Origin of the sequence: Cylindrospermopsis raciborskii Cr2010, assembly GCF_003367075.2 — a bacterium.
Classification (GTDB): domain Bacteria; phylum Cyanobacteriota; class Cyanobacteriia; order Cyanobacteriales; family Nostocaceae; genus Raphidiopsis; species Raphidiopsis raciborskii.
The window spans coordinates 2,884,082-2,907,405 of record NZ_CP065936.1 but is presented as its reverse complement, the minus strand read 5'-3'; the positions used below and the strand labels follow the sequence as shown (position 1 = coordinate 2,907,405).

The following is a 23,324-nucleotide window of genomic DNA, read 5'->3' as shown; positions in this document are numbered from 1 at the left end:
GTGCCTCCCTAAATTAATAGTGAGTCGGAATTTGAAAAAGTCTTGCTAAATCATTAAGATTTGCTAATAATGGTTACGTTTTTTATATCATTTTGTTTCAGTTCCAGAGGAAAACTCCCACTCAACCCGGGTTTTCTGGTACAAAACTCTTAATTGCCTAAGAAAATGGAAGAGAAGAACTTCCAACAGACCACACGCATCAAAGGAGCTTTTCTAAATGTTCACCCAGGTGAAATCCACAATTAGACATATTGAACCTGATAATTTAGGGGACCGTACTCTCATCAAGGTCGTTTATGTTGTCCTTGAGTCTCAATATCAAAGTTCCTTATCTCAAGCAGTAAGGCAAATTAATGCCAAACATCCCTCCATAGGGATTGAAATTAGTGGCTATTTAATTGAAGAACTGCGCAATCCAGAAAATTATGAAGAATTCAAACGTGATATAGCTAGTGCTAATATATTCATTGCCTCTCTGATATTTATTGAAGATTTAGCACAGAAACTGGTTACTGCTGTGGCACCACACCGGGATAATTTCGATGTAGCGGTTGTTTTTCCATCTATGCCCGAAGTAATGCGCCTGAATAAAATGGGTAGTTTTTCCTTGGCACAGTTGGGACAATCTAAAGGGGTTATCGCCAACTTCATGAAAAAGCGCAAGGAAAAATCTGGCGCGGGGTTTCAAGATGGAATGCTCAAGTTATTACGTACCCTCCCCCAAGTGCTGAAATTTCTTCCTATGGAAAAAGCCCAGGATGCAAGAAATTTCATGCTGAGTTTTCAATATTGGTTGGGTGGTTCAGCAGAAAATCTAGAAAACTTTTTGCTGATGTTGGCAGATAAATATGTTTTGAAAGGTGAAGACAAAACAAATCTGGCTAAATCTGAATATCAAGCACCCATAGTTTATCCAGATATGGGGATTTGGCATCCTTTAGCTCCTACCATGTTTGAAGATGTGAGGGAATATCTCAATTGGTATAATAGTCGTAAAGATATTCCCAAAACCTTAAAAGACCCTTTAGCACCCTGTGTGGGTTTAGTGTTGCAGCGAACTCACCTGGTTACTGGGGATGATGCTCATTATGTGGCCATAGTCCAAGAATTAGAGTCTTTAGGTGCTAAGGTTCTCCCGGTATTTGCTGGAGGATTGGACTTTTCTAAGCCTGTGAATGCCTATTTCTATGAGCCCACAAGTCAAAGACAGTTAGTGGATGGGGTGGTATCTTTAACTGGATTTGCTTTAGTAGGTGGACCTGCAAGACAAGACCATCCCAAAGCCATAGAAGCATTAAAACGGCTCAACCGTCCTTATATGGTGGCTCTACCCCTAGTGTTTCAAACCACGGAAGAATGGTTAAATAGTGATTTGGGTTTACATCCTATTCAAGTAGCTCTACAAATTGCCATACCTGAATTAGATGGTGCAATTGAGCCAATTATCCTCTCCGGTAAAGATGGTGCTACAGGAAGGGCGATCGCACTGCAGGATAGGGTGGAAATAGTTGCCCAACGTGCCTTAAAATGGGCTAGTCTCCGTCGTAAACCAAAATTGGATAAAAAGATTGCCATTACGGTTTTTAGCTTTCCCCCTGACAAAGGTAACGTGGGAACTGCTGCTTATTTAGATGTATTTGGTTCTATTCATGAAGTTCTCAAAGGATTGAGAAATAATGGATATGACGTACAGAATGTTCCTGACACTGCTAAGGAACTGATGGAACAAGTGATTCATGACGCACAAGCACAGTATGCCAGTCCCGAACTGAATATTGCTTATAAAATGTCTGTGTCAGAATATGAGACCCTCACACCTTATTCGGAACGTCTAGAAGAAAACTGGGGACCACCACCAGGACATTTAAATAGTGATGGACAAAACTTATTAATTTACGGTAAAGAGTTCGGTAATGTTTTTATTGGTGTCCAACCTACCTTTGGTTATGAAGGTGACCCAATGCGCTTACTATTTTCCCGTTCCGCTAGTCCTCACCATGGTTTTGCCGCTTTCTATACCTACCTAGAAAGAATTTGGGGTGCTGATGCGGTTTTGCATTTTGGTACCCATGGTTCCCTAGAGTTTATGCCCGGTAAACAAATGGGCATGTCGGGAGATTGCTATCCAGATCAACTAATTGGCACAATTCCCAATCTGTATTATTACGCAGCTAATAATCCCAGTGAAGCCACAATTGCCAAACGTCGCAGTTATGCAGAAACTATTTCTTACTTGACCCCACCTGCAGAAAATGCTGGTTTATACAAGGGGTTGAAGGAACTGAGTGAGTTAATTGCTTCTTATCAAACCTTGAAGGATAGCGGAAGGGGAGTTTCTATTGTCAACGCGATTATTGACAAGTGTCGGATTGTTAACTTGGATAAGGACATAGACCTTCCCGAAAGCGATGCTAAGGATCTCTCCCCAGAAGACAGGGATAATGTGGTGGGGATCGTCTACCGCAAGTTAATGGAAATAGAATCTAGGTTACTACCTTGTGGTTTACATGTGATTGGTAAACCACCAACCGCGCAAGAAGCTGTTGCTACCCTAGTTAATATTGCTAGTTTGGATCGGACAGAAGAAGAGATTCTCAGCTTACCTCGGATCATTGCCCAAAGCTTAGGAAGGGACATTGAAGAGATTTACCAAAATAGCGATCGCGGTATTTTGAGTGATGTACAGTTACTACAGGATATTACCATGGCTACCCGTGATGCTGTGGGGTCTTTAGTACAAGCACAAACAGATGCGGAAGGTAGAGTTTCTCTAGTTTCTAAGTTAAATTTCTTCAACATGGGTAAAAAAGAACCCTGGGTCGAGTCCCTACATAACTCGGGTTACACCAAAGTAGATGTATCCGCACTCAAACCCCTATTTGAGTATTTAGAATTTTGTCTCAAACAAGTGTGTGCAGATAACGAATTAGGAGGTTTATTACAAGGACTGGAAGGGGAATATATATTACCGGGACCGGGAGGGGATCCAATTCGCAATCCGGACGTATTGCCAACGGGTAAAAATATACACGCCCTAGATCCACAAGCTATTCCCACAACCGCAGCTGTGCAGTCAGCGAAAATTGTAGTGGATAGATTGTTAGACAGGAATAAGGCGGAAAATAATGGTCAATGGCCAGAAACCATCGCTTGTGTGCTGTGGGGTACGGATAATATTAAAACCTACGGAGAATCCCTGGCGCAAATCATGTGGATGGTAGGGGTAAGACCCATTCCTGATTCCTTGGGGAGGGTGAACAAATTAGAATTAATTCCCCTGGAAGAATTGGGGAGACCCAGGATAGATGTGGTTATTAACTGTTCTGGAGTATTCCGAGATTTGTTCATCAACCAAATGAACCTGCTTGACCAAGGGGTAAAAATGGCCGCTGAAGCTGATGAACCCCTGGAGATGAACTATGTAAGGAAACATGCTCTACAACAAGCCCAAGAAATGGGTATAAACCTACGTCAAGCTGCGACTCGGGTGTTTTCTAACGCTTCCGGTTCCTATTCCTCGAATATTAACCTAGCGGTGGAGAATAGCACTTGGGATAGTGAAGCAGAATTACAAGAAATGTATTTGAAGCGCAAGTCCTTCTCTTTCAATTCTGACAATCCAGGAGTGATGGATGAATCTCGTCAGTTATTTGAAAACACCCTGAAAACTGCTGATGCAACTTTTCAAAATCTGGACTCTTCAGAAATCAGCTTGACTGACGTTTCTCATTATTTTGACTCTGATCCCACCAAGTTGGTAGCTAGTCTGCGGGGAGATGGAAAGAAACCAGCATCCTATATTGCTGACACAACCACTGCGAATGCACAAGTGAGAAGTTTATCGGAGACCGTGCGTTTAGATGCGCGGACAAAACTGCTCAATCCTAAATGGTATGAGGGAATGTTATCTCACGGTTATGAAGGAGTGCGGGAGCTTTCTAAACGGTTAGTAAATACCACTGGTTGGAGTGCAACTGCTGGCGCTGTGGATAATTGGGTTTATGAGGAAACTAATGAGACGTTTATTAAGGATGAGGAAATGCAAAAACGTCTACTCAACTTGAATCCTCACTCTTTCCGCAAGATAGTTTCTACCCTATTGGAGGTCAATGGTCGTGGTTATTGGGAAACCAGCGAGGAAAATTTAGATAGGTTACGAGAGTTGTATCAGGAGGTGGAAAACCGCATTGAAGGTATAGATTAGGGTTATTAGTGGCGATCGCTCGGGGTAGACTCTAGGCGATCGCTATGATTTCTGCACATGGCAATATAGATAAGCCAGATGAATGCGGTCTTGTGGAATATCTCGAGAAACAAGGAAAGACAAAAAAAAGACCAATTGCCATGGATTTATTTTCCGGAGCAGGTGGACTTTCTCTGGGAATTCTGCTGGCTTTGATGTGGTGATATCCATTGAAATTGATACTTTTGAATCTAAATACTAAGTAGGGAGGCACAATTATTTGTAGGATTGGTCGAGTAACGAGACCCGTGGCGTTGGGTTTCATACTTCAACCCAACCTAAGTTCATCTTATATTTAATTCCACCCACCCACTTAGTCAAATCTATTTTTACTATTTACAAAAACTCTGGAGATCTGTATAAAATCTTCTGAATAGGGGACATTTTCCCATCAGCTGACTAGGTTGTATTTCTAGTAATAGTGAAGGGGTATGATAACCTTCTAAATCATCAAATACTAAGATTAAACTACATACTTTAGGTTCATTTTTTAGAGCGATCGGCAATTCTTGACTTATTTGATTAATTAGTCCTTGACCCGTTCTACCATAAGCTGTCGTTTTAACACCTGGTTTGGGACCAGGTTTACGCCTTGCGGGTGTTTTGCGTTGAAATTTACAATTAAAGTTCTTCTCAAGAAACGGGATCAGTGATTGAACTTCTGTCTCCCCACCACCAGCAAAAACCCAAACTACCATGGCCACCCTCCAATAGTTGGATCGCCAACTCGATATAAGTCACCTAATTGCCATCCTTCTTCTAATTTATCAGCAAGCATTTCTTGGGTAAGTTTTTTGATCGAAAAATGACTTTTACCATAGGAATCAAAACAATAAACCTTCTCTAAACAGTCAGTAAAATGATCTAAAAGATCGGGACTGTGGGTAGCAATTATGATCTGAGTTTTATGGGCAGCCATTTTAATCCACTCGGACAAAATTCTCATCCACGCAACGTGCAAACCTAATTCTGGTTCATCAATAACCAGTAAAGATGGTAACACAGGTGAATGTAGTATAATCGCCCAACATAACATTCTTATGGTTCCATCAGATAGTTCCTTTAAACATAAAGGGTTCTTTGTATCCAACGAATACCATTCCATGACCAATGATAACTCTTGAGAACGAACACAACGAATACGATATGTTCTAGGTAAAACTAATGTCATGGCTTTATTGATGGTTTCTTCAAAAAATATGTCTTCCCTGATTAAGTTTTCAAAAACTAAGGCTAGATTATCCCCTGATGCTGATACGTACTTGTCTGGACTTGTTATTTTGGTCTCTGAGGTTTTAATTTTTTCTAAGTCAAAACTATTGGCATTATAAAACTGCCACTGTGAAACAAAATCAAGGAGTTTTCTTGCATCTTCAATTACATTACTAGCAGGTTCATAAAGATAAAGATGTGGAAAATCTATTATGACTTTGTCTCCCACTTTTAATGATTCTTGATCAATAACTACTGCTTGTTTTCTATCTTCCTTTCGGTTCACTAAAAGACTCAATTCCAGGATGTGGTTTTTTGACGTAGAATCGGAGGATAATCCTGCAAAACAATAAACAAAGTAAACACTAGCTGGGTCTTCTATGGTATTGTCTAAAATCCCAGCACCTCCGATTTTATTGACCGCATCCTCAAAACCATTTATTTCCAGAGCATACTTCGTTGGATATAAACAGTCTCTAAGGAATTTTAAAGAGTTAATATAATTACTTTTACCTGAACCATTAGGACCAAGTAAAATGTTTAAATTATTGAACTCGACTGGATCTGGTAAATAGAGATTCTTGTAGTTTTTAGTAGCGATGTATTGCAAAACAGGCTGACTCATATTTTTTTCCCTTATATGGGTTAATTATATGGTACTATGAGAGAGTAATAATTATTCTAATTATTCAACAACTTCCACAACAAAAAAATTTGTGGCGCAGCAATAAAACTGCGATCGCTCTCCACTCCTCTAATAATATTGGTCTAGCATACCTCTGACTCAATAGTATTGTTCGCCTTCCTCAAGTTCCGGAAACCAGTTTTCCGTTAGTATGCGATCGCCATCCCAGGGGAATTGTTCAGGGAGCTGGTCATAAGCAATAGAGGTTTGTTGGCTTGCAGCATCTTTTGCATCTGCCCAAGCATCTAACCACCACTCTGGGTCTTGTAAACAAGTTTTTAAGCTAGGCGTTTTCTGCAAGCGACATCTAATACGGTCCCGTTGGGTTCTAATTGTTGCTTGCCAACTGGACCCCCTGAGCAAAGGTTGATACTGCCATTTAAGGAGATGACATAACAAGACAGCCATGCGACTACCTAGTTCCCTTTGTTCGCTCTTACCCACATCCTCTATTTCCTCCGCAATATGCTCCAGGTCAAGCAAGTGAAATTGGCGACTGCGTATAAATTTAGCCTGTTGATTTGCCCAAGCGACAATATCCTCATCATAGTTGGTAGCATTCATCCTAATTTCTCCTTTTCGCCAGCGATCGCTATTCCTCCTATCTCCTAAATTATATCGCTACAGAATTTTTCCCATTTTTCCCTTTGACCACAAAAAACTTAATTTTTTCTTATTGTTCATCTTTTATATACAAATCTATGGGTTAATAGGATTGTACAACCATTTTAAGTTATACAACCCCAAATAATTTGGTCACGTTTGGTAAATTGTCTGTTGGGTTTTCTCCACCCAATAATAATGGAAATCTATATCCCGCTGGTGTTTCAATACTACTAATATTTGATATTCCCCTCGCGAAAGAGCGATCGCTCTCCTTTGTAGGTAGGCACAATTATTTGTAGGATGGTTTATCCATGAGGGCGTTGGGTTTCATCCTTCAACCCAACCTACATTGTCTTATATTTAATTCCAATCACTAGTATTTGATGTTCGCGAGCGATCGCTACTCCTTCCATCTCCTGCAGGATTTTTCCCATCTTTGGTAATTACACCGGAAATCCTATAAAATAGCGATCGCAGTTAATTTCAATTACCCCCGCGCCCATTTTTTTCTCCATCGGGGGGGTTGACTATTGTCTCTTGGAGATGATACCCTGACAATGGAAATCTGTGCACTTTTTTTGCGAATGCTTACACTCCATTATACTCAACTCTCATAATACCACATTTTTATCCCTTCGACCACAAAAAAACTTATCTCAACCCCCTATAAATATAATTTTTTCTTATTGTTTATCTTTTATATACGAATTTATGGGTTAATACGATTGTACAACCATTTTAAGTTATACAACCCCAAATAATTTGGTCACGTTTGGTAAATTGTCTGTTGGGTTTTCTCCACCCAATAATAATGGGAATCGCTTTTCAACACTACCCACTAATATTTGATATTCCCTTCGCGAAAGAGCGATCGCTTGTAGGTAGGCACAATTATTTGTAGGATGGGTTGGGGGTGTTGGGTTTCATCCTTCAACCCAACCTACGTTAATCCTATATTTAATTCCACTCACTAGTATTTGATGTTCGCGAGCGATCGCTTGTAGGGAGGCACAATTATTTGTAGGATGGTTTATCCATGCGGGTGTTGGGTTTCATACTTCAACCCAACCTACATTGTCTTATATTTAATTCCACTCACTAGTATTTGATATTCGCGAGCGATCGCTACTCCTTATCTATCTCCTAGCAGGATTTTTCCCATCTTTGGTAATTACACCGGAAATCCTATAAAATGGCGATCGCAACTAATATTTGATATTCCCCTCGCGAAAGAGCGATCGCTCTCCTTTGTAGGTAGGCACAGGTTTATCCATGCGGGTGTTGGGTTTCATCCTTCAACCCAACCTACATTGTCTTATATTTAATTCCACTCACTAGTATTTGATATTCGCGAGCGATCGCTACTCCTTATCTATCTCCTAGCAGGATTTTTCCCATCTTTGGTAATTACACCGGAAATCCTATAAAATGGCGATCGCAACTAATATTTGATATTCCCCTCGCGAAAGAGCGATCGCTCTCCTTTGTAGGTAGGCACAGGTTTATCCATGCGGGTGTTGGGTTTCATCCTTCAACCCAACCTACATTGTCTTATATTTAATTCCACTCACTAGTATTTGATATTCGCGAGCGATCGCTACTCCTTATCTATCTCCTAGCAGGATTTTTCCCATCTTTGGTAATTACACCGGAAATCCTATAAAATGGCGATCGCAACTAATATTTGATATTCCCTTCGCGAAAGAGCGATCGCTCTCCTTATGTAGGTAGGCACAGGTTTATCCATGCGGGTGTTGGGTTTCATCCTTCAACCCAACCTACGTTAATCCTATATTTAATTCCACTCACTAGTATTTGATATTCGCGAGCGATCGCTACTCCTTCCATCTCCTGCAGGATTTTTCCCATCTTTGATAATTACACCGGAAATCCTATAAAATAGCGATCGCAGTTAATTTCAACTACCTCCGCGCCCATTTTTTTCTCCATCGGGGGGGTCGACTATTGTCTCTTGGAGATGATACCCTGATTTCCGCCATTTTGGGATGTCCCTTGGGTTCTCTTAGCATATTTGCAGACGATTCTCCAAATCCCGCCCGTTGCATCTTTTCTATGAGCGCTTCCATATTTTTATGCTTACCTCGAGAACTCTGCTTTTGTCTCATCAAATCCTTAAAATCCTTAGAATTTCTAGCCATGGTGTCTGTTGTAATTATTACTTAGTTTAGCTTCTAATCAATACTATTACCAATTTTCCCAAAAATGTCTAAAACCTGACTCATATCATCAGGATTTTATTCCTGGTCTCCCACACAGACATTCTCCAGGTTGCTAGTCCTTCGCGAGATCTCACCCCAGCGGTGTAACCCATGGGGGTTTCGTTTCTCAACCCAAGCTCAACCTACGTTCATCTTGCGTTTAATTCCTCCAAAGTTGTCGCCATCAGCTACTCTGGTTAATAACCATTTCCTCTTTTGTCATGAGTCAAGTTTTTAAAAATTGGATAGTTCGTATTTCCAGTATTCTACTGAGTACTTTATTTTGGTCTGCTTTCATACTACCGACCTATGCCCAAACTCAAATAGATCCAAAACTAGAACAACAAGTACTAGAAATTATCCGTCGTAACCCGATAACTATTATCGAAAGTGTTCAAGCATACCAAGAGGAACAACAGCAAAGAGTTATCACCAGGAGACAAGAGTTTATCAAGAAATTCAGCCAAAACCCACAGGATGTTATTGGTAACTCCCCTACTATCGGTTCATCAAAACTACAAACTGTTCTTTTAGAGTTTTCTGACTTTCAGTGCCCTTATTGCAGTGAAGCACATAAAACCCTCAAGGATTTATTGAAAAAGTATCCTAACCGATTTACCCTGGTTTATAAACATTTTCCTCTTTTTCAAACCCATATTCAAGCATTACCAGCTGCTAGGGCTGCCTGGGCTGCACATCAACAAGGTAAGTTTTGGCAGTATCACGACACCTTGTTCACTAAACAAAACCAGCTAGGGGAAAGTCTATACATAGAAACTGCGAAAAGTCTCAAATTAGATCTAGGCAAGTTTAATCAAGATAGACAGCTAGCAGACAAAGCAATTCAAAAAGACCTAGATTTGGTCAACAATCTCAACCTTTCTGGTACCCCCTCTTTTATTATCACTAGTCCAAATTTTACTGGACCTATCCAGCTATCAGAGCTGGAAACATTTTTGGCAGCTGCTAGAAATTAAATAAGCACAAATGAGCATAACTCCCCGCTTTACCAGCGTAGGAGTTTTGCAGCCAATAATTTCTAAACCTGACCGCTAAAGACAGGCTTTACTTTGCGGTCAATCTTTCCCCCCAGGTCTTCAATGGTCAGATTATCAGGTTTGCAACGTTTAACGTTGATTGTAATCCCCTGCGCCCCTTCTGCTTCCAAGTCCTCTACATAGCCATTACTGGCAGATGTGGCCTCGGTCACGCTTAAAAAAGGCCCAAAGTAATAGGTACAACGGGGATTCTGAGTGACAATCTCCACCCACCAAGCCAAACCCAAATTGTTATTTAGGTTGATTAAGGACTCTTTAAGGTTTTGCCAAATATTTTTCATGGTTTCCACCAATTTATAAATGTGTTAACAGGTCACAGAACAAAATTAAAACAGATTAGGTTTTACATTTCTTTATACTCTGTTAGGTTGATTTTTTCAAAGTTTTTTCCCAGAAAATGTATGTAATTTATCAAGATAATGAGTATTTGACAAGCGTTGGCGATAAATTTCATAAAGTGCCATACCAGTTGCTACGGAGGCATTGAGGCTAGGGGTCTTACCCTGCAAGGGAATAGAGACTAGAACATCACAGGATTTTTGTGTCAACATACTCAGACCTTCGCCCTCGGATCCAACTACTAAAACTGTAGAGCCTGTGAACCTAACGCTATGTAGAGGTTCACTGCCGGTAGCAGCAGTTCCATAAATCCAAAATCCGGACTCTTTTAGCTGTTCTAAAGCGCGACTTAAATTAACAACTCTAGCCACAGAAAAGTTTTCTAAAGCCCCAGCAGCGACTTTCACTACGGTGGAGGTAATGCCAACAGCTCTTCTTTGAGGAATTACTAGTCCCTGGGCGCCAATGGCCTCAGCAGTGCGAATAATTGCTCCCAGGTTGTGGGGATCGGTAATCCCATCAGCAACAACTATCACTGGTTCTGATACAGTCTGGGCCTGACTAATTAAGTCCTCTAATTCAGTGTAGGTATAGGGAGCAATTTGAGCAGCTACACCTTGGTGATTTCCACCATTGGTAATTTGGTCTAAACGCTTGGGGTCAACTTCGTCAATTACAGTGCCATTATCTTTGGCTTGGAGAACTAGATGATGAAATCTGGGATCATACCTTAACCGGGAAGTAATCCAAAGACGGTTAAGATTACGATGACTTTCCAAAGCACTTAGGACAGGATGGCGTCCATAAATAAGGTCATTATCTTGCTCTTCAGAGTTTTTAGTTTGTACCGGTTGGTCTAGGAGGCGAGGTTTAGGGGGTATAACCTCTGCTTTCTTGTGGGTGCGAATGGGATGACTTAGGACGCGCTTACCTTTGATCTTTATTGGTTGCGGACGTTCCGATTCCCTGGTGTGATTGTTCTTTTTAGGTTGGTAGCTCATGGTTATTTATTGTAGTAAGTATGTGAACAAACGATTCCATCTGGCTTCATCAACCATAACTATTTTGCTATGACACAAGTAAGCTAGTTAATTATTTTTCCAGAGGGAGTTTTTGTAGCAATTCTGTTAAACGGGGGTAATCCGTGAGATATAAATAGCCAACTAAAGTTTCTAAACTGGTGGCCTGCTGGTAAATTTCGGGATCTAGTCGTTTGGGACGCCCTGTGGCTGCATTGCGCCCCCTGCGAACGATTTCTAATTCATGATTCCTCAGTTCAGGAATCAAAGAGCGTAAATGTGAGGCCTGTTTTTCTGCTCTCACTTGCGCTACTACCAAGCTATGATAAATCTCCGGTCTTTGCTGTGGCCACAGATAAAACATTCTAACATAAAGTTCATAAATTGCATCACCTAAATAAGCTAAGGCTGCAGGAGAGATTTTTTTTACTTGGGCTTCACATAGAAACTGGGGAGATTGACCAGGCAATGCCAGAATTTGAGATGATTGCTCTGTGGCAATTTCATCTTCGGTTTGGGAATCTTCCTCCTGGGGTTTCACCTGTTAATTATTCCTTGGCTTGAAATTTGGCAGTGCTTTTGTGTTCTCGGGAAATAGGTTCAGTCAGATGAGGAAGGGAAAAACTGGGACTTTTTCCACTTCCTCATCATCAACTGGGGAATGTTTTTGGGGATCTGTCACGATTTAATGTTTTCTAGAGCCCTCTCAACCGAAGTTTGTAAGGAGAGAAATTTTTCCAACCGCACAAGCTTGACTGTTTGAGTCACCCGGGCATTAGTGACAATTTGGAAACTTCCCTGATTTTCGCCTAACTTGGCTATCTTGGCTAATTGCACCAGGGCACCCAAACCCGAACTGTCTATAAAGTCAATCTGTGACAGATCCAGAATTATATTGTTTGGACCTTCCCCAATTTTACCCTCTAGTACCTTACGAAATGTTGGCTCCGAAAAGGCATCTAACAATCCTGTGAGACGGAAAAGCTGGTAGTTATCCTTATCCCTAACTTCCAGAGTGCCCCTCAGGCTCACGGTTAAATTTAGTACTTCTGCAATAACTCCCTCCTGTTCCTATTAACTAAAATAACTAAACGATAAAACGCTTGTTGGGGATCAAATTTCCCCCTTTTGACGTGCTGTTTGCATTTCTAGCACAAATTGCTCAAATAAGTAATCAGCATCGTGGGGACCGGGACTGGCCTCGGGGTGATACTGGACGGAAAAAATAGGTAGGGATTTGTGACGCACTCCAGCAACCGTTTGATCATTTAAGTTCAGATGACTAACCTCTACCACTGCTGATGGTAGAGAATCCGGATCAATAGCAAAACTATGATTCTGGCTGGTAATTTCTACTCTTGTTTGTAATCCAGCTGGTTGATTTAAACCCCGATGCCCAAATTTTAGTTTAAAGGTTTGGGCCCCCAGGGCATGACCTAATATTTGGTGACCCATACAAATCCCAAACATGGGTTTTTTGCTCCCTAGCAGGCTTTTGGCAGTGGTGATCCCTTCTGTTACTGCTGCTGGATCCCCAGGACCGTTAGAGAGAAAAATACCATCTGGATTATATGCCAAAATTTCTTCGGCGGTTGTGTGGGCGGGAACAACTATTACTCTACAACCATAACTGGCCAAACGTCTAAGAATATTTCTTTTTACCCCAAAATCTAATGCTACTACCGTTAGGGCTTCCCCTTTGCTGGCGCTGGACTGGGAATTAAATTCCCATACTTCCGGGGTCGGTTCTGACCATTCATAGACTTTTTTTGTGGTTACCTGCTTCACTAAGTTTAGTCCAGTCATACTTGGTGCTGCTTGTACTAGCTCTAGTAATTCTGTTTCCTCTAAAATGGTTGTGGAAATCCCCCCATTCATTGCTCCATCAATTCTAATTTTCCGGGTTAGGGCTCTTGTGTCTATTCCAAATATACCAGGAATTTGCTGCTGTTTCAAGTACTCTGTTAGGGGTTGGGTTGAACGCCAGTTACTGGGTTGATGACATATATTGCGGGCAATTACTCCCTTTATATGAGGTCTTACCGATTCCTCGTCCTCGGGATTAACTCCTGTGTTTCCCAATTCTGGATAAGTAAAAATTACTATTTGTCCTGTATAACTAGGATCGGTTAGCACTTCTTGATATCCAGTCATACCAGTGTTAAATACTACTTCTCCTACTGTTGTTCCCAGCGCTCCAAAAGACCAGCCACGATATGCGGATCCGTCTGCTAGAACTAAAAGGGCAGGTATTGTTTCAGATATAGCCATAAGTAATTAGTGACCTATTTTGTTAGTTATGATAGAAATTGTTAAATCTCAAGTATGTTTGAATTGTTGAAAGGTTAAAATGGGAGATGGTCAGGTGGTTAATCTGTAAGAAACTATGTTAGATTCTATTTTGCCACGCACAACTGTGATTGTCATGACTAGTGCTTTAGCAACTTTGATAGTTGCCTGTACTGGTCATCAACAGAGCAATCAAAGCATAAACCACTCCAGGGACGTGGGTAATTTAGCAGCAGTACAACCACCTAAAAGACTGCCACACAGTCAAGAAGTCAGTGTGCTGGAATTGGCTTTAGACAAAGGTGCTAGTGCTGTCAGGATTGGTCAGTGGGCCCAATCTGCTGAGGATTGGCAATTGGTGGAGAGTAATTTTAACCGAGCGATCGCCCTATTAAAACAAATCAGACCCAATAGCCCCAATTTTGCTTTTGCTCAAAAAAAGATTATCGAGTATAAGGGTCAACTCCAACTGGCTCGTCAACAGGGTAATCCTAGCAGAGGATCCTCCTTATCACCAGATTCCCCGGTGGTAAACAGGTCAAACCCAGGGAGAAAAATACTTTATTCCCCCCCCGTGAGGGAAACGCCGACCATACCAGATTTCCAATCACCTTCACCAGACATTGCCACTAAGAAGATTCCAAGGGAGAATACTAACGACCAAGATCAAGTATACATTGTACCCATTAAGCGACGAATTGGTGGTACTCCTATTGTGGAAGTAACTTTTAATGGCAAAAGTCGTTTTGAAATGATTGTGGATACGGGTGCCAGTGGTTCTGTAATCACCCAAGAAATGGCTCGCTCTTTAGGGGTTGTCCCCGTTGGCGTGGCCAGGGCTAATACGGTCAGTTCCCAAGGACTAGAATTTCCCATAGCCTATGTTGACTCTATGGAGGTGGGGGGGGTGATGGCAAAAAGGGTGCCTGTGGCTATTGCTGGGTTAGCACTAACAACTGGTTTGTTAGGACATGATTTCTTTGGCAATTATGACATCACTATTAAGCGGAATGTGGTGGAATTCCGTCCCCAAAACACAGCTCCTACCCCCGTAAAAATTCCACCAGCTGTTCCAACTTTTCCCAAGGACTACCAGTTGCCAGAATTTCCCTAGCCATGTTTACTCCCTGATGATGATGGAACAAAGGAACCACACCAGCGACTTGTAATGCTAGGGAGGCATTTAATGCTACTACATCTTGTTGAGCTGTAGTGCCTTTGCCCTGTAACACCCTAGTTAAAATATCAGCATTTTCGGCTACACTACCACCTTTTAAAGCGGTAATGGATGCTGGTGTAACTCCTGCTTCCTCGGGGTTGAGGGTAGTAATTTGCACTTCCCCTTGATTCAAAACCGCCAGGTCGGTGATTCCCCCCAATCCTGCTTCATCTAATTTTTCCCTACCGTGTAATACAATTGCCATTTGTGTCCCCAAATTATTTAGGGTTTGGGCCACAGTCCCAATCAAGGTAGGATCAAATACCCCTATGATTTGTCCTGTGGGTGCCATGGGATTAACTAATGGACCTAACAAATTAAATACAGTTCTAATTTTTAAACTGCGTCGTAATGGAGCTACGGCTTTCATGGCCGGATGCCATCCCGGAGCAAAGAGAAAGGTAATTCCCACTTCCCTGACTGCAGCTTGTATTTTTTCAGCAGGTGCATTTAGGTTCACTCCTAAAGCTTCTAAAACATCTGCGCTACCGGTTAAGCTAGAAGCAGAACGTCCGCCGTGTTTAGCTACCGGTACACCAGCAGCAGCAGCGACAAAAGCCACCGCTGTAGAAATATTAAAGGTAGCTGCTCCGTCTCCACCAGTACCACAAGTGTCAATAAGGGGGGTATTTTCTGGCTTGGTTTTCAGACATAAACCTTTTAGGACCCCCGCCATACCAGTCAATTCCTCTGGAGACACCCCTTTGAAATGGAGTGCGGTTAATATTGCCCCGGACAGTTCGGGGGGAATCTTTTCCTGAATCCACCCTTCCATAAGGATTGCTGCTTGATTGCGGGATAATGATTGGCGGTCTAATAGCTGTTTGAGTAAGTTTGACCAGGTATCATCAGAAACTGGGTTTATCATGATTGGATAATTTCCTCTTCGACAATTCTTTTTGCCGCTTCTAACAGGTATTCATAATAAGTACGAGCGACGATGGACAACTGCTTACCGGAAGGATGAACTATATACCAGGTACGTTTGATAGGAAAATGTTGTGCGTCCAAAATACTAAATTGGTGGGCATCACCCAGTAAGGTATGACGGGATAAAACCGATATGCCTAAACCTCCAGCAATAGCTTGCTTAATTGCTTCATTACTACCCAGTTCTAATTTAACCTTGACTTTAATACCATTTTCCTCTAATAAACTCTGGATGGCACGGCGAGTACCAGAACCAGGTTCGCGCATAATAAATGGTTCCTGTGCCAATCTTTCCAAAGAAATGTTGGTTTCCGTAGACAAAGGATGATTCACAGGTGCAAAAACCACTAGGGGATTCTCTAAAAAAGGTTGAAACTGAATATCCAAATGCTCTGGCAGTTGACTCATAATATACAAGTCATCCAAATTGGCAGTCATCCGTTCCAAGATGCCTTCATGGTTTGTTACCTGTAGGGAAACATCAATTCCTGGATAAAGTTCACAAAAAGGTCCCAACAAACGGGGAATAATGTATTTGGCAGTAGTAATGACTGCCAAACGTAAGCTACCTTGTTTTAGTCCTTTAAGATCTGCTACAGTTATTTCAAACTGGGAAATAACATTAAAAATCTCACGACAGGTGGCAAATAATTCCCTTCCAGCTTCAGTCAAAAATAGGCGTTTACCCACCTGTTCAAACAATGGTAGACCCACGGATTTAGTCAGTTGTTTGATTTGCATGGAGACAGTAGGTTGGGTAAGAAATAGTTCCTCTGCAGCACGGGTAAAGCTACCGTGTCTTGCAGCGGCCTCGAACACCTTCAACTGGTGCAGTGTCGCTTGGTTCAAGGTGATTCTCCTCTAACAGCAGTTCTTAATATATTTAGTAAACACTATTCGTCCACCAGTAATTCTTCCTTAATTTTAACCGGCAATTTGGCTAGATCAGGTAACTCTACGGCTTGGGCGTCAACAATTTTCTCTTTGACATGTAGGGGTATATCTAAAGGTCGATGTTCTTCTACCCAACAACTAGCAATGGGTAGGGTCTGCTCCAGTTCGTCTAGGGGACGAGGAATCACCATGACGGCATTTAATTCCCCTATTCTTTCTGCTTCATACATTCCCGCTTCTACGGCTACAGCTACGTTAGCCACCGTGCCTCTAATAATGGCAGTGCAGAGTCCCGCACCAATTTTCTCGTAAGAAGCTAAATGAACTTCTGCTGATTTGAGCATAGCATCACAAGCACCTACCATGGCAGGGAAGCCACGGGTTTCTACTAAACCTATAGCTTGATTACTTAGACGACTATAAGTGCCATCCGCCATAATTTGGGTTAGACGATTAATTGGTAAAACTATGTCCAGATTAGGATAGGGTCTAGGAATAACTAGACTTGACACCAACTGTCCAAACTGTTCCGCCGTTTGCACCCCCGCCTCTACAGCTAGACGCACATCCGCAATATTACCCCGCACAATAGCTGTACAGTGACCACTACCAATTTTCTCATAGCCTACCAGATGCACTCCAGCAGACTTTAACATCATGTCAGCTGTCCCCACTATGGCAGGGAAGCTCAAGGTCGAAACTAAGCCCAAGGCAGTATCCTTGAGATTATTGTGGCGACGAGGTGATTGAATAGTACTAAGAGTAGGTTGACTGTATGTTTCCATATTTATTCACCAGCATAATCGCAAAAATGACGACTGACCATACAACTAACAATTAACATTTACTCCACACCATTGTTAGCATCCTGGTCACTCAGAGACTGCCGATGGGGAAACAACGTACTTAAAAGTCGGTTAATGCTTCCTTGCCCGTAGATTTGCGTTCCTAAGGGATGGGGCTCAGTGGGATCTCTACTATGGGGTTTACCATCACTTGTCTCTTGCGACTCAGTACTAGATTCTGTTTCCGGGGGTGACTGGCTTTTTGGCGTGGGAGAAGGTGGGGAAGTAGACTGTTGGCGACTGCTATCTCCCAAAATCGAACCTGCTGGTATTACTTGTTGAGCAGCTACAGAATCGTTAAATACTGTAGTGCCCGCACCAATACAAGCATTAGCCCCTATTTTACCTTCCCCAACCATCAAAAAACCGGCCCCCAGATTGGCCCCCATTTCGATTTCTAGAATGCCGTGACTCACCTGGAGAATTGATCCCATGCCAATACAAACCCCAGGACCAATAATAATTTTGCTGTTAAGGCCCGCCTGGAGTATTACCCCCGGTGCTATTACGGCACTAGGATCAATATTCACCTCGCCACTAATATAAGGGTCAAATTTGTCGCTGAGGCGAAGCAACGGCACAGAAGACATGACTTTTACTACCTCGGAAGCCGGAATAATGATTTCACAAAAAATTGGTAAGTGATAATTGGCCAAACCTACCAGCCTATAAGCTATTACCCGCCTATTATGGACGTTGGATAATTACTTCTAGTACCCGACGCTTCACTTGGGGATCAATACCTATTAGTCTTACATACTCACCTGGATACTCAGATAGATAGGATTCTACAGTGGCGATCGCCTCTCTTTCACTTCTAGCTTCAATGAGTCCCGCACTAGACCAGGTTCCCGTCCGGAAGCGTCTTTGGTCTACGTGTTCTAGACTAATTTTCAGTCCACCGTTGACTAATTGTCTGAGATGGTCTATAATTTCTCCACCTAGATGGTTACTAACAGCTGTGGTGCCACCAGTGGGGGAAACTTTGCCGTTACCAGATGTGACTACCTGTCCATTAGGGCGCTGCACAATACTTTCCAACACTCGGCGTTTAGCCTTGGTATCAATACCAATGAGTCGAACATACTCACCTTGATGAGAGTTTAAGCATGACTCCAGAGCCGCCACTACTTCCTGAGTCGAGGTAGAATGAATAGGTTCACAGCTTTGCCAAGTCCCAGTCCGGAATCTTCGTTCATCTACATGCTCTGTTGCAATCTTATAACCATTGTTCAAAAGCTGATTAATCTGATTGATGATTTGGGTGTCAATACCACCAAACTTGCCATTACCATTATAGCTGGTTGGGGATGGTCCCTTAAAGCTAGGGGAAGTAGCTACCACCACACCATCAGGACGTTGAATAATGGTTTCCAAAACCCTCTTCTTACCACCATCAATCCCAAATAAACGCACGTACTCACCAGCGTGGTCCACTAAACAAGTTTCTAAAGCACTAATTGCCTGTCCCAAGGAGCGGGTTTCGATGGGCTGGCAACTTTGCCAGGATCCTGTGCGAAACCGTCTTTGATCCACATGCTCTGTACCAATTTTATAACCTTGCTCCAGTAGATACCGTAGCTGTTCTACTGTATCTGCACTCAATTTGCCTGCCACTTCACTACTCCTATCTAACTCTTCAACTGTGATGCTTGTATAAGTTTTTTCTTCGTGATCTTTTAACTCATCCCGAATGGGGGTAATACATTTGAGATCTTCCGCGCAGCGATAACCAGCTCGTAAAGCCTGATTTATCCCCACAACATGGTGGGCAAACTGCTGATCTTGAGCCTGCACCTCTGGTAAGCGATCAGCTTGCTGCTGTGTTGTAATAATTGAACCGGAAGCTATGTATTTACCCGGGGGTATTTCCACATCTTGTATTAAGGCGTGCATCATGACGATGCAACCCGCTCCGACTCTGGCATTAAAGACCGTGGAGCGAAAACCTATAAAACAGTTGTCCCCTACATAAGCTGGTCCATGAATCAGCGCCATGTGGGTGATGGAAGCGTTTTTACCAATCCATACGGAATATTTCTCGCCGTCATCCCCGACTACTCGGCCCTGCTCCAAACCATGAATAACCACCCCATCCTGAATATTGGTATTTTCACCGATATGAAAGGGGGTTCCTTCATCTGCTCTAATAGATGTTCCCGGGGCAATAATCACATTCTGACCGAGATGAACATCCCCAATCAAGTTAGAGGAAGGATGTACATAAGCAGTTTGATGAACGTCCGGTTCGGCTAAACTCTTTGACCACGGGGTTGGGGGTGCCGCCGTGCTGCGGACTACCATTGTGGGATTCCTCCTGAAATAATCTTGTTGTCAGTGGTCGTGACCTCCTGACTATTTATACTGGTCTTTTTTGCTGTAAACTAAACGATCTTCGACGTGAATAGTATCTATTATCGCCACCACTGCCGCATCTAGGGGTCGCTGTTCATTGCCAAGAACTTGACGGGCGGCACTACCTCGACTAAATAGTACCCACTCATCTACTCCTGCTCCCACACTGTCAGCTGCTACCTCATATTTTGGGAGAAGATTACCGTTCTCATCTACTAGCTGTACCATGAGTAGTTTCACACCCCTGAGACTGGGATCTTTTTGGGTGCTGACTACTGTGCCACGCACCTTCGCAATTTGCATTCTTAATTACGGTCTCCTAAAGGGGCGAATCCCACTTACCCCTTCCCGGAATTGTTCTACGTCTTCTGTATATCGAATTGGCAGTACATACTCTAGGTTTTCGTGAGGGCGAGCAATAATATGGGTAGACAATACCTGTCCACCATTGACTCGCTTCACGTTTTCTACTCCTGCTGCTACTGAGGCTTGAACTTCGGATACGTCACCACGCACAATTACTGTTACGCGACCACTGCCGATCTTCTCGTATCCTACTAAGGTAACACGGGCTGCTTTTACCATCGCATCAGCAGCTTCTACCACTGCGGGAAACCCTAAGGTTTCTACCATTCCCACTGCAATTGACATTTTCTCTATCCTTACTTACAATCGTGATTTTACATTGTTGACTATACAAAAGTAAAAAGTTATTCCTTTTTACTGTTGGGCAAGTTGTGGAACTAGATACCCGTTTAAGTTCGGAACTGCTCTACTGCCTCTGTATACCTGATGGGTAATACATATTCTAGGTTCTCATGGGGACGGGCGATGATATGAGTTGATAATACTTCTCCGCCATTTACCCTTCTAGCTGCTTCAATACCCGCTGCTACTGAGGCTTGAACTTCGGATACGTCGCCTCTCACAATCACGGTAACGCGTGCGCTGCCGATCTTTTCATACCCTACTAAGGTGACACGGGCTGCTTTTACCATCGCATCAGCGGCTTCTACTACTGCTGGAAACCCTTTTGTCTCAATCATTCCTACTGCAATTGGCATCGCAGAACTCCTCAAAATTAAATAGGACTTTTGTACTGTGGTTGATTAGAAATTTTTGACGGGGATGCTCATTGTGAGCGAAGCAAATACTTCTAGATCTAAGGATATGAGACCTGGGCACCCCTGGCAACATAAATTACTATAATAGTTTGTGATAAAATAGTTTTAGAAAACTTAACAAAATTTAACTGCCCAAAATACTATAAACCGTAATAAATATATTCACATCTATAGTGACTTGATAAGGGCGCGTATAATCTAAGTTATCCTCACGGAAAAATTTCCCAGGTACTAGGATTGACATGGCAAATTGTGGTAACTGTATAAACAATAGGGAAGAAAGATGAAAAAAATATTAAAAAAACTTGATTGTGGTCAGGTTGACTTACTCTAAACCGAGATTTGTTTTAAGCCTGTTTAAGAAAGAAAAATTGGAGTCCGATGATTTAGATGAATGAGGTCTTATTATTCACAAGTTGGTTTGTGCCGTTTTATAGCCTATTGGGGGCAATTCTCAGCCTACCCTGGTGTGTGGGAATAGTTAAAAGTACGGGTCCTAGACCTGCTGCTTATCTGAACTTGTTAATGACTATATTGGCTTTTTTCCATAGTCTGCTTGTATTTAAAAATTTGGGGGGTACGGATTCACAAAGCTTAGTAATTAACTGGTTTGAGTTCGGCGATTTTCAGTTGAATTTTGCTTTAGAATTATCCCAGGTGAGTGTGGGAGCATTAGTGTTAATTAGCGGATTAGGTCTATTAGCTCAAACCTATGCTCTAGGTTATATGGAAAAAGACTGGTCTCTAGCACGCTTTTTTGCTCTCTTGGGATTTTTTGAAGCAGCTTTGAGTGGATTAGCTGTAAGTGATTCTTTATTTCTTAGTTATGCTCTCTTAGAGGTTCTTACTCTTTCTACCTATCTACTGGTGGGTTTTTGGTATGCCCAACCTCTAGTGGTAACAGCAGCGAGAGATGCTTTTTTAACTAAACGAGTGGGGGATTTATTACTACTTATGGCTGTGGTTATACTTTCCACTAAAGCTAATAGCCTCAACTTTTTGGACCTTTATGAGTGGGTACAAGGGGCAAATTTAAACCCTCTGACCTCTACCTTGCTGGGTATAGCCCTAATTGCTGGACCTGCTGGTAAGTGCGCCCAATTCCCCCTCCATTTGTGGTTGGATGAGGCTATGGAAGGCCCAAACCCAGCCTCTGTCATGCGCAACTCTCTGGTGGTCGCTGGTGGGGCCTATGTTCTATATAAAATTCAACCAATCCTCAGCCTATCGCCCGTGGCTTTGAATGCCTTGATCATTATGGGTACTGTTACAGCAGTGGGAGCAACTTTAGTTTCAATAGCTCAAATTGATATTAAACGCGCCCTATCTCATTCTACAAGTGCCTACATGGGATTAGTGTTTTTGGCGGTGGGAATGGAGCAGGGAGGTGTGGCTCTGATGCTGTTGTTAACCCATGCGATGGCCAAGGCTCTATTATTTATGAGTTCTGGTTCTGTTATATATACCACCCAAACTCAAGATCTGACGGAAATGGGTGGTTTGTGGACAAAGATGCCAGCAACAACAACGGCTTTTTTAGTGGGTGCAGCGGGAATGGTCACCTTATTACCCCTGGGAAGTTTTTGGGCCATGTTAGCGTGGGCTGATGGTTTAGTGAAGATTAGTCCCTGGGTGATTGTAGTGTTAATTTTAGTCAATGGCCTAACCGCCCTAAATTTAACTAGGGTTTTTCGTCTGATCTTTTGGGGACAACCCCAACAAAAAACCCGTCGCGCCCCGGAAGTGGGTTGGCCCATGGCTCTCCCCATGGTTACCCTAACAATTGTAACCCTAATATTGCCGGTCATGCTTCAGCAATGGTACTTACTTCCTGACTGGGAAGATGTTGATTGGTACATAGCTGTGGCATTAGTAGGTTCCACTGTCTTGGGGGTGGTAATCGGCTCTACCATACATCTACACAAGGGTTGGTCGAGATCAAGGATTTTGGCATGGAGATTTGTTCAAGATTTCCTAGGATACGATTTTTACATTGATAAGATATATCGGTTAACCATAGTCGGTGTGGTAGCACTCTTATCTAAAATATCCTCCTGGTGCGATCGCTATTTAGTAGATGGTCTGGTTAACCTGGTGGGATTTGCAGCTATGTTTGGTGGACAAAGCCTAAAATATAGTGTTTCTGGTCAGTCTCAGGGTTATATGTTAACGATTCTGGTGGTGATCAGTCTACTTGGTTTCTTGATTAGTGGTTACTTAGGTTTACTAAATAGGTTACCCTTCTAGTCGTAGTGAATAACCGCCTAAATGCCAAATTAGCAATAAT

The 23,324-nt window shown here is 42.4% G+C and carries 21 protein-coding genes; 5 read left to right on the top strand and 16 right to left on the bottom strand.

Features of this window, described 5'->3' with window-relative positions:
• Positions 1–217 precede the first annotated feature (217 nt).
• Positions 218–4,204, top strand: coding sequence for a magnesium chelatase subunit H (locus C6N34_RS13230; RefSeq protein ID WP_115538729.1), 3,987 nt, complete (start codon positions 218–220; stop codon positions 4,202–4,204).
• Positions 4,205–4,248: 44 nt separating this feature from the next.
• Positions 4,249–4,407 carry a hypothetical protein gene (locus C6N34_RS13225; protein ID WP_220272387.1) on the top strand — a complete coding sequence of 53 codons (159 nt, stop codon included), beginning with the start codon at positions 4,249–4,251 and terminating at the stop codon, positions 4,405–4,407.
• Between the two features lie 168 nt (positions 4,408–4,575).
• Here C6N34_RS13225 and C6N34_RS13220 read toward each other — a convergent pair whose 3' ends face one another.
• The 3 genes from C6N34_RS13220 to C6N34_RS13210 all read right to left on the bottom strand — a co-directional run bounded on the left by C6N34_RS13220 (position 4,576) and on the right by C6N34_RS13210 (position 6,704).
• Positions 4,576–4,941 carry a hypothetical protein gene (locus C6N34_RS13220; RefSeq protein WP_115538728.1) on the bottom strand — a complete coding sequence of 122 codons (366 nt, stop codon included), beginning with the start codon at positions 4,939–4,941 and terminating at the stop codon, positions 4,576–4,578.
• The gene (locus C6N34_RS13215; protein ID WP_115538727.1) at positions 4,935–6,080 is read right to left on the bottom strand and encodes an AAA family ATPase; all 1,146 of its coding nucleotides are present in this window, start codon (positions 6,078–6,080) and stop codon (positions 4,935–4,937) included. Before C6N34_RS13215 ends, C6N34_RS13220 begins: the two co-directional genes overlap by 7 nt.
• A gap of 159 nt (positions 6,081–6,239) precedes the next feature.
• Complete coding sequence (locus C6N34_RS13210) at positions 6,240–6,704, bottom strand: DUF29 domain-containing protein (protein WP_236107047.1); 465 nt, start codon at positions 6,702–6,704, stop codon at positions 6,240–6,242.
• 2,482 nt (positions 6,705–9,186) lie between these two features.
• On the opposite strand from C6N34_RS13210, the gene C6N34_RS13205 reads away from it, so the two are divergent.
• Entirely contained in the window at positions 9,187–9,942 is a 756-nt protein-coding gene (locus tag C6N34_RS13205; RefSeq protein WP_065180044.1) for a DsbA family protein, read from the top strand.
• A gap of 62 nt (positions 9,943–10,004) precedes the next feature.
• Here C6N34_RS13205 and C6N34_RS13200 read toward each other — a convergent pair whose 3' ends face one another.
• The 5 genes from C6N34_RS13200 to carA all read right to left on the bottom strand — a co-directional run bounded on the left by C6N34_RS13200 (position 10,005) and on the right by carA (position 13,652).
• Complete coding sequence (locus C6N34_RS13200; RefSeq protein WP_057178343.1) at positions 10,005–10,304, bottom strand: DUF1816 domain-containing protein; 300 nt, start codon at positions 10,302–10,304, stop codon at positions 10,005–10,007.
• 96 nt (positions 10,305–10,400) lie between these two features.
• Positions 10,401–11,363 carry a 23S rRNA (guanosine(2251)-2'-O)-methyltransferase RlmB gene (gene rlmB / locus C6N34_RS13195; protein ID WP_006276515.1) on the bottom strand — a complete coding sequence of 321 codons (963 nt, stop codon included), beginning with the start codon at positions 11,361–11,363 and terminating at the stop codon, positions 10,401–10,403.
• 91 nt (positions 11,364–11,454) lie between these two features.
• Positions 11,455–11,922 carry a Mini-ribonuclease 3 gene (locus C6N34_RS13190; protein ID WP_115538724.1) on the bottom strand — a complete coding sequence of 156 codons (468 nt, stop codon included), beginning with the start codon at positions 11,920–11,922 and terminating at the stop codon, positions 11,455–11,457.
• A gap of 137 nt (positions 11,923–12,059) precedes the next feature.
• On the bottom strand, positions 12,060–12,413 hold the full coding sequence (locus tag C6N34_RS13185; RefSeq protein ID WP_057178344.1) for an STAS domain-containing protein: 354 nt from the start codon (positions 12,411–12,413) through the stop codon (positions 12,060–12,062).
• 81 nt (positions 12,414–12,494) lie between these two features.
• A complete protein-coding gene (gene carA, locus C6N34_RS13180) occupies positions 12,495–13,652 on the bottom strand; it encodes a glutamine-hydrolyzing carbamoyl-phosphate synthase small subunit (RefSeq protein ID WP_057178345.1) in 1,158 nt (385 codons plus the stop codon).
• A gap of 115 nt (positions 13,653–13,767) precedes the next feature.
• Between carA and C6N34_RS13175 the strand changes: the two genes are divergently transcribed.
• Positions 13,768–14,784, top strand: coding sequence for a retropepsin-like aspartic protease family protein (locus C6N34_RS13175; RefSeq protein WP_057178346.1), 1,017 nt, complete (start codon positions 13,768–13,770; stop codon positions 14,782–14,784).
• On the opposite strand, the gene trpD is transcribed toward C6N34_RS13175, so the two are convergent.
• The 8 genes from trpD to C6N34_RS13135 all read right to left on the bottom strand — a co-directional run bounded on the left by trpD (position 14,714) and on the right by C6N34_RS13135 (position 20,977).
• Positions 14,714–15,757 carry an anthranilate phosphoribosyltransferase gene (gene trpD / locus C6N34_RS13170; RefSeq protein ID WP_057178347.1) on the bottom strand — a complete coding sequence of 348 codons (1,044 nt, stop codon included), beginning with the start codon at positions 15,755–15,757 and terminating at the stop codon, positions 14,714–14,716. The two genes, C6N34_RS13175 and trpD, sit on opposite strands and share 71 nt — an antisense overlap.
• On the bottom strand, positions 15,754–16,668 hold the full coding sequence (locus tag C6N34_RS13165; protein WP_115538723.1) for a LysR family transcriptional regulator: 915 nt from the start codon (positions 16,666–16,668) through the stop codon (positions 15,754–15,756). Before C6N34_RS13165 ends, trpD begins: the two co-directional genes overlap by 4 nt.
• Before the next feature lie 44 nt (positions 16,669–16,712).
• Positions 16,713–17,498: a carbon dioxide-concentrating mechanism protein gene (locus tag C6N34_RS13160; protein WP_057178348.1), complete on the bottom strand. Its 786-nt coding sequence runs from the start codon at positions 17,496–17,498 to the stop codon at positions 16,713–16,715.
• Positions 17,499–17,557: 59 nt separating this feature from the next.
• Complete coding sequence (locus C6N34_RS13155) at positions 17,558–18,148, bottom strand: hypothetical protein (protein ID WP_057178349.1); 591 nt, start codon at positions 18,146–18,148, stop codon at positions 17,558–17,560.
• A gap of 97 nt (positions 18,149–18,245) precedes the next feature.
• On the bottom strand, positions 18,246–19,862 hold the full coding sequence (locus C6N34_RS13150; protein WP_115538722.1) for a ribulose bisphosphate carboxylase small subunit: 1,617 nt from the start codon (positions 19,860–19,862) through the stop codon (positions 18,246–18,248).
• A gap of 51 nt (positions 19,863–19,913) precedes the next feature.
• The gene (locus C6N34_RS13145; protein WP_006276525.1) at positions 19,914–20,216 is read right to left on the bottom strand and encodes a EutN/CcmL family microcompartment protein; all 303 of its coding nucleotides are present in this window, start codon (positions 20,214–20,216) and stop codon (positions 19,914–19,916) included.
• A gap of 6 nt (positions 20,217–20,222) precedes the next feature.
• Positions 20,223–20,564: a carbon dioxide-concentrating mechanism protein CcmK gene (locus tag C6N34_RS13140; protein ID WP_006276526.1), complete on the bottom strand. Its 342-nt coding sequence runs from the start codon at positions 20,562–20,564 to the stop codon at positions 20,223–20,225.
• Positions 20,565–20,668: 104 nt separating this feature from the next.
• Positions 20,669–20,977, bottom strand: a complete 309-nt coding sequence (locus C6N34_RS13135; RefSeq protein ID WP_006276527.1) for a carbon dioxide-concentrating mechanism protein CcmK — start codon at positions 20,975–20,977, stop codon at positions 20,669–20,671.
• 450 nt (positions 20,978–21,427) lie between these two features.
• Between C6N34_RS13135 and C6N34_RS13130 the strand changes: the two genes are divergently transcribed.
• Entirely contained in the window at positions 21,428–23,284 is a 1,857-nt protein-coding gene (locus C6N34_RS13130) for an NAD(P)H-quinone oxidoreductase subunit F (RefSeq protein WP_115538721.1), read from the top strand.
• The last annotated feature ends 40 nt before the right edge of the window (positions 23,285–23,324 follow it).

Excerpts from the sequence above, each read along its gene's own strand:
- C6N34_RS13175 (WP_057178346.1), top strand. The coding sequence starts at position 13,768 with ATGTTAGATTCTATTTTGCCACGCACAACTGTGATTGTCATGACTAGT.
- C6N34_RS13230 (WP_115538729.1), top strand. The coding sequence starts at position 218 with ATGTTCACCCAGGTGAAATCCACAATTAGACATATTGAACCTGATAAT.
- rlmB (WP_006276515.1), bottom strand. The coding sequence starts at position 11,363 with ATGAGCTACCAACCTAAAAAGAACAATCACACCAGGGAATCGGAACGT.
- C6N34_RS13150 (WP_115538722.1), bottom strand. The coding sequence starts at position 19,862 with ATGGTAGTCCGCAGCACGGCGGCACCCCCAACCCCGTGGTCAAAGAGT.
- C6N34_RS13155 (WP_057178349.1), bottom strand. The coding sequence starts at position 18,148 with ATGTCTTCTGTGCCGTTGCTTCGCCTCAGCGACAAATTTGACCCTTAT.
- C6N34_RS13130 (WP_115538721.1), top strand. The coding sequence starts at position 21,428 with ATGAATGAGGTCTTATTATTCACAAGTTGGTTTGTGCCGTTTTATAGC.
- C6N34_RS13210 (WP_236107047.1), bottom strand. The coding sequence starts at position 6,704 with ATGAATGCTACCAACTATGATGAGGATATTGTCGCTTGGGCAAATCAA.
- C6N34_RS13215 (WP_115538727.1), bottom strand. The coding sequence starts at position 6,080 with ATGAGTCAGCCTGTTTTGCAATACATCGCTACTAAAAACTACAAGAAT.
- C6N34_RS13220 (WP_115538728.1), bottom strand. The coding sequence starts at position 4,941 with ATGGTAGTTTGGGTTTTTGCTGGTGGTGGGGAGACAGAAGTTCAATCA.
- C6N34_RS13135 (WP_006276527.1), bottom strand. The coding sequence starts at position 20,977 with ATGCCAATTGCAGTAGGAATGATTGAGACAAAAGGGTTTCCAGCAGTA.
- C6N34_RS13205 (WP_065180044.1), top strand. The coding sequence starts at position 9,187 with ATGAGTCAAGTTTTTAAAAATTGGATAGTTCGTATTTCCAGTATTCTA.
- C6N34_RS13200 (WP_057178343.1), bottom strand. The coding sequence starts at position 10,304 with ATGAAAAATATTTGGCAAAACCTTAAAGAGTCCTTAATCAACCTAAAT.
- C6N34_RS13160 (WP_057178348.1), bottom strand. The coding sequence starts at position 17,498 with ATGGAAACATACAGTCAACCTACTCTTAGTACTATTCAATCACCTCGT.
- carA (WP_057178345.1), bottom strand. The coding sequence starts at position 13,652 with ATGGCTATATCTGAAACAATACCTGCCCTTTTAGTTCTAGCAGACGGA.
- C6N34_RS13145 (WP_006276525.1), bottom strand. The coding sequence starts at position 20,216 with ATGCAAATTGCGAAGGTGCGTGGCACAGTAGTCAGCACCCAAAAAGAT.
- trpD (WP_057178347.1), bottom strand. The coding sequence starts at position 15,757 with ATGATAAACCCAGTTTCTGATGATACCTGGTCAAACTTACTCAAACAG.
- C6N34_RS13140 (WP_006276526.1), bottom strand. The coding sequence starts at position 20,564 with ATGTCAATTGCAGTGGGAATGGTAGAAACCTTAGGGTTTCCCGCAGTG.
- C6N34_RS13225 (WP_220272387.1), top strand. The coding sequence starts at position 4,249 with ATGATTTCTGCACATGGCAATATAGATAAGCCAGATGAATGCGGTCTT.